4 protein-coding genes and 1 pseudogene are annotated in these 6,223 nt (G+C 42.9%); 4 read left to right on the plus strand and 1 reads right to left on the minus strand.

Going from position 1 to position 6,223, the window contains the following annotated elements:
* Positions 1–39: 39 nt before the first annotated feature.
* Complete coding sequence (locus CIK92_RS08250; RefSeq protein WP_158214764.1) at positions 40–2,322, minus strand: SEL1-like repeat protein; 2,283 nt, start codon at positions 2,320–2,322, stop codon at positions 40–42.
* A gap of 578 nt (positions 2,323–2,900) precedes the next feature.
* On the opposite strand from CIK92_RS08250, the gene CIK92_RS08255 reads away from it, so the two are divergent.
* The 4 genes and pseudogenes from CIK92_RS08255 to CIK92_RS08270 all read left to right on the plus strand — a co-directional run.
* Positions 2,901–3,995, plus strand: coding sequence for a YafY family protein (locus CIK92_RS08255; RefSeq protein WP_094387156.1), 1,095 nt, complete (start codon positions 2,901–2,903; stop codon positions 3,993–3,995).
* Positions 3,996–4,365: 370 nt separating this feature from the next.
* On the plus strand, positions 4,366–4,824 hold the full coding sequence (locus CIK92_RS08260) for a hypothetical protein (protein ID WP_094387155.1): 459 nt from the start codon (positions 4,366–4,368) through the stop codon (positions 4,822–4,824).
* 13 nt (positions 4,825–4,837) lie between these two features.
* Positions 4,838–5,467 carry a hypothetical protein gene (locus tag CIK92_RS08265; RefSeq protein WP_094387154.1) on the plus strand — a complete coding sequence of 210 codons (630 nt, stop codon included), beginning with the start codon at positions 4,838–4,840 and terminating at the stop codon, positions 5,465–5,467.
* A gap of 141 nt (positions 5,468–5,608) precedes the next feature.
* Positions 5,609–6,223: pseudogene (locus CIK92_RS08270) on the plus strand (DUF4372 domain-containing protein); the annotation flags it as partial.

Below are 6,223 nucleotides of genomic sequence, written 5' to 3' on the forward strand. Positions count from 1 at the left end.
GTTTCTATGATGGTTGCTTGCAATTATGACTATAACAGCTCATCTATACCCATAATTGCGCAGGAACTGTCTGGCCATAGAGTCGCCGTTGGCTGCTGCCTTACGCATGAAATCGAGTCCGGTTGCCTTGATTTTCATACCGCCTCGCCCTTCATAGAGCATGTATCCAAACAGGGCGTCTGCGACGGTATGGTGGCTGTCGACCACTCTATCGAGCAACTGGCGTGCCTGATAGTCATCGGCGTTGGAGTGGTTTTGAAGCAACAGATGGGCAAGATTGCAGGAAGCCTGGGCAAAATCGGCCGACATGCAGCCTTCGCTTTCGACACGCTCTTCCTCCAAAGCAACGTATCGCTCGTAATAATCGCGTGCCGCATCTTTGTTTACTCGCCCATAGTCGGAGTAATAATACATATTGCCAAGCCAGTAGAGGGGTTCGGCGTCGCCACCCTCTTCGCTCTCCTTCAAGAGCATAAAGGCTTGGTTGAAGTCGCTTTCCACCACATCGCCATCAATGAGAAAACGGGCTTTGTAGTACATTCCCATCGGGAAGCCCTCGTCGGCAGCTTGGCTATAATATTCATACGCCTTGCGGACATACCATTTTCTGCTGCGGTGTCTCGGAACGTGCTTCAAGTCATAGTCTTCATAGCAGGTATAGCAAGCATAGTACAGCTCAGCCAGTTTCATATAACTGTCGTCACAATAGGCATCAAAGTCATCGCCAATATCTATCAGGTAATCGTGGGCAAGGCGGAGATTGTGGTGGGGAGACTGAGCGTCGCTGCCGTCGCCATCCTTGTAGCATACCCAAGCGAGATAGAGCAGCAGGTCTTCATGACAAGAGGATGGCTGGGCGCCGCCGTCAATCTCCAGAATATAACCTTCCAGCAGTTCTCGTGCCAGTTCATAGTCCTCGTCGTTGACAAGGTCATGCGCCATCGCCTCAACATCATACTCTTCAGAAGAGAAGTCTTCATCTATGCAGGTCGGCATATTGTCCAGCATAAACTGCACCTTGTCTTCACGCTCCACTTCGGGATAGAGTTCATAGAGTTTGTCCTTGGCTCTTGGTTCGCCCGTCTCATCGGCTTGGAGGAGCCATGCCTGGGCACTGGCATCGTCGTGCTTGCATCCCTTACCTTCGGCGTAACGGATGCCTACAGTAAACATGCACTTGGCGTTGCCCTGCTCAGCCCCACGGAGATAAGAGGCAAAGGCTTCGGAATGGAGTTTCTGCTCATCCAGAGCGACTCCACGACCATACCAGGCCGCAACAAGGCCATGAGAGGCTGCAGCATCAAACCACAAGACCGCCTTCTTGGCATCGTGCTCACAGTTGTCCACGCCTTTCAGGTAAGCCCATGCACGCTTGTTCATCTCCTCGGCGGTCATGCCAGCCGACAGCTCGCGCACTTCATCCTCGGGAAAATACTGAGCCATGCGCTTCTTGGCGCGCTCGTCTCCCGCATCGTGGGCCATACGCAGATAGCGACGCGCACCGGCATCGTCCTTGGGGGCGCCCAATCCTTTGTGCAGATTGGTGGCAATATTCAACATGGCAGTGGTGCAACCCTGGCTGGCACTCAGGATATAGCAATCGTTGGCAGACGCATAGTCACCTTGCTTCTCGAAACACCAGCCAAGATTACTGCGTGCCGCAGCATCGCCACGCTCGGCGGCAGCACGCAGGCATCGCATGGCGAGCGCAAGGTTCTGCTGAAATCCCTCTCTGCCACACAGCCAGTTGTAGCCACGTTGGGCCATACGGGCGGTGGTGAAGCCTTGCCACTCGTCATCCCTAATGGGGCCGAACCACTCGTCCAGTCTATGCTTGGCTCCCTCATGTCCTCGGTCGGCATACACTTTGGTCAATCGGTAACAGCGGTCGAGCAGCAGTGGATTGGTCTTGACTTCGTCATACAACAGGGAGGCCAAGGCGTAGGCTGCGTCGGGATTGCCATGTTCGGTAGATTTCTCCAGCCAGTGGCGCGACTCTGCCTTGTCCTCAGCACATCCATGGCCAGTATCAAGGAAGAGCGCGTAACGGTACATGCTCTGCGAATTGCCCTTCTCGGCACCATGGCGGGCCAGTTCGCAACAATGCATCTCATTGCCGGATGCGTCGTTGTAATGGATATAACAAGCCAAAAGGCCGTAGAAATCACCCACATCAGGGTATTTGCTCCACGCCTTTTCATACAATCTCACGGCATCGTCATAGTTCCCAGCCTTATACAGCTGTTCGGCTTCGTCATAGAGCCTCTTGGCTTCCATGCCAACATCCTCGCTACCGCGTTTCAAAAAGTCTAATAGACCCATAGTAATAGTATATCTAATATCATTTGCACTATATATATAATAATAGGTGTCGGCCAAACGAGCGACCGTCAGCAGACTAATACACCAAATGCAAATGTAGGGATTTATCTCGGCATAACAAGCGTTCAGCCCCATCTTTTTTTACGAAATAATTTCTACCACAGGGAATTTGCATATAGAAGGCTCCGTAGTAACACCATCATGGTTCTATAGCCAAGCCAGGAGCTTCGTTATAATAGATATCTTCTTTGGAGACGAATGAATGTGTCCATTCTTGGAATAAAAAGTCATTCTGCTTTCTTATACCTTGCCCAATGTCATCTCCCATTTTTAGCGTTCAAGGATAATATAACATCCAAAAGTCGCCTCATTCTATTGTCATTCACATTATTTAACCACAAAGACGCCGTTTTTATAAAATATGTAAGTAATTTAGGCACAAATTGATATTCATAGGAAAATCTTGATTCAAGATTAAAACAACTAATACGTTTAATCGGAAGTGATTTACACCAAATAGTCAAACAAGTAAACAAAACTACCTTTCCGGGACTAACATTATATTGTTACCATATTTTATGCCAATCAATAAAAACGCCATAATAAGATATAAGATTCTGGACGAGTTACTAAGTAGCCGATACCATAATTATTCTCTCGACGATTTAACAGAGGAAGTTAATCGTCGTCTTGGAGAGATGCAGATTAATCCTGATGAGGATAATATAGGAAGGCGTACCATCGAGAAAGATATTCATTTTCTTGAAAAGGAAGATCCTTTCTGGGCAGATATCGAAAGATATAGCGTTGATAGTTATGACTATAACAAACAAAGATATTATTGTAAACGCTGTCTTAGATATGCCGACCCTTCATTCTCCATTTTCAAGAAAGAACTAACCACAGATGAAAAGTATCTATTGAGAGAATTGTTCTCACTACTTGGACAATTTGATGGTTTGCCGAAACTTGATGGTCTTGAAAGATTGCGACTGAGTTTAGATCCACATGCTCTGCATAAACCTATTCTTTCTTTGACGAAAAATCCAATAGAGAACACTAACTGTTTAGGATTGCTATTTACTGCAATCTCCCAAAAACAAGTTATTGAACTTCACTATAGAAAATTTGATGAACCAGAAAAGAGTATTGTTTATAGACTTTATCCTTATCTTTTAAGAGAGTATGAAGGACGTTGGTATCTCTACGCAGGAAGAGTAGAGAACGATAAAATCAAATGTTTCCCATTGGATAGGACGATACATATCAACCCAATACCTTCTATGAAATACAAGAATTATCCAGGGGATATTAATGAGATTTTTGAGGATATAATAGGTGTTTCCTATTATTATGAAGATACGACTGTTCACAAGATTACATTCTGGGTAAGCGACTATTCAAAGAATTATGTACTAACCAAACCGTTGCACGAATCACAACGTACACTCAACATACAGACCTGTGATGAATTGCATAAGCAGTATCCATCTCTTCAGAGAGGACAGTTCTTTAGGATTGACTGCAGGAGGAACTATGAATTGATACGTGAACTTTGTTCCTTTGGTCAGCATCTGCTTGTTTTGGAACCATCCTGCATCCAGGACGAAATCTTTGAGCGAATAAAGGCTATAAATGAAGATTATTCAAAACTGCGAACTAAACGTTCGTAACCTAAACATAATTTTGCACTCTAAACGTATTAATAATTAATTTCTATCGTTATGAACATTTCACAATCACAATTAACTCAAATAGAACAAGACTTTATCAGACTTGTTCTTGACTTTCATTTTGACTTAGGGCATCATAGTCCTATTTGTCTTAATGATATTAATTCGCAGATTGATTTATCCCCTATTATGTCTGCTGAATATTATACAGAAACATTTGATACGAATTAGCTTCATAACATCAGACAAAAACAGGAAAGCCAGTTGTCTGTTTATAGAAGTTTCGAGAGTAGAGAATGAAATGAATAGATAAGCACCTGGGGATGTAGCGCAAATCATTTATAAAGAATTTCTATAACAATTTAAGAATATGATAACAAGAAAAGAAGAAATCCAGACTAGGATTGAAGAGATTTTAAAATCTCATGAGAGTGTTTTTAATGACCTCATTGATGGGTATAGGGTTGTAATTACGCTAATTAAAGATAACCCTATTCGGGTTGAAGTAACTAAGCAGATAAACATTGAAGGCAGGAAATCTGGCATCAGAATAACCCATGATGGTCAAACTGACGAATTCTCGTCCCAAAAAGCCCTTTTGTATGCTATTGAGCAAATTGGTTGTGAACGTTTCTTTAATGCTCAAAAAAGAAGCAAAGTTATCTCCAAAGAAAGGCCAGCAAATGTAAAGGACAATCAAATTGTTGAGATGAAGGATGATAGTGGTCACTGGTATGTATATGTTCATTCAGGTATAGCCCAGCGTGTGACTTTTCTAAACAACATATTCAAAGCTCTGAATTTGGATTGGACGGCAGAAAGAAACTAATTGATAGAATATTATGAAATGGATTAAAAAAGATTTGAAAGAAATTATTGAGAAGTACTTAGAAGGCAATGTTTTTCATAAGCCCTTGATGATTATTGTTAGAACTAATCATGGAAGTTCTAATCCGATAGTGGATGACTGTCATGATTGGATGGTCGAGGATCTTAAAGCATTTTGGTTTCAAGAGTCTCCAACGTATGGCCTTGGCTATTTAAGTAACTATAAGATTGAAAGAATAGCAGACCACCCAGATATTCAAATACCTATTTATTCAGATGCATATAAAGCTGAAGTTCTATTATATCACAGATGGTTATCTCAATTAGAGCCGCAGCATTTGGAATATGTGGTTGCAATAAGTAGAACGCTTCAAAAGCCAACTATTTGTCTAATAAATGATTATATATATGATGCCTGTGGGAAAGAAAAACAGAAATTGTCTGATTTTAACGTGATATTCTACAATGGCGATATGAGTATAACGGATTGGAGAGATTGGCTGGATTTTATTAGTTCAAAAAAAGAGCTTCTCCCAGAGATTGAAGAATTTGTAAAAAATGAGCTTGAAACCGTCAATGATTCAAAACAATCAATAGAAAGATGCCCTTGGCTTATTACTTCAAGTCTTTTTCCGAGGATATAAGTAAAAATAAACGCTAATTTTAAATATTGCTGTCCGCTAAAACTTTTTTTGAGCATAAAAAATTAGGGCTGGATTCCTCGCTTGGAATTCAGCCCTTTTAGTTACCTTTGTTTCTTGTTGTAAATTTCAATTCAAGTAACTATGAACAAAGGTAAACATTTTATCGGACAGCCGATGTATGGTCAGCTAATAAATTTGCTCAACAAGGAAGAAATTCTCAAATTCAGCCGCGAGTATAATGGTGAACGCTACGTAAAGCGCTTTGATGCCTACCAGCATATGGCCCATAATGCTTTACGCTGTCATCAGAAAATTCGACACATTGCGCGAGATTACTGATTCTATGTTTCCTGAAGCGCGCAAGCTCACCCATTTGGGCATAAGTACGATGCCAAGGCGCAGCACTTTGTCTGATGCCAACGCCCGCAGGCCTGAGGCCGTGTTTGAGGCCACGTACCGCAGCCTATATGCCCGATACAAGGACGAACTTTCCTCGGACAGCCGAAAACGGCGGATGCCTGCATGGTTCAACCGCCTGCAGATTATCGACTCCACGACAATAAGCCTTTTTTCCAACCTCATTTTCAAAGGCGTAGGCAGGCATCCCAAGACCGGGAAAAAGAAGGGTGGTATAAAAGTGCACACCAATATCCACGCCAACGAGTTCGTGCCGTCTGACATCAAGTTCACGTCAGCCGCAACCAATGACAACTTTATGCTGAAGCCCGCGAATTATAACGATGGAGATATCATTGC

The sequence above is a fragment of the Prevotella sp. P4-67 genome (genome assembly GCF_002251325.1).
Lineage (GTDB): Bacteria > Bacteroidota > Bacteroidia > Bacteroidales > Bacteroidaceae > Prevotella.

Excerpts from the sequence above, each read along its gene's own strand:
- CIK92_RS08265 (WP_094387154.1), top strand. The coding sequence starts at position 4,838 with ATGAAATGGATTAAAAAAGATTTGAAAGAAATTATTGAGAAGTACTTA.
- CIK92_RS08260 (WP_094387155.1), top strand. The coding sequence starts at position 4,366 with ATGATAACAAGAAAAGAAGAAATCCAGACTAGGATTGAAGAGATTTTA.
- CIK92_RS08250 (WP_158214764.1), bottom strand. The coding sequence starts at position 2,322 with ATGGGTCTATTAGACTTTTTGAAACGCGGTAGCGAGGATGTTGGCATG.
- CIK92_RS08255 (WP_094387156.1), top strand. The coding sequence starts at position 2,901 with ATGCCAATCAATAAAAACGCCATAATAAGATATAAGATTCTGGACGAG.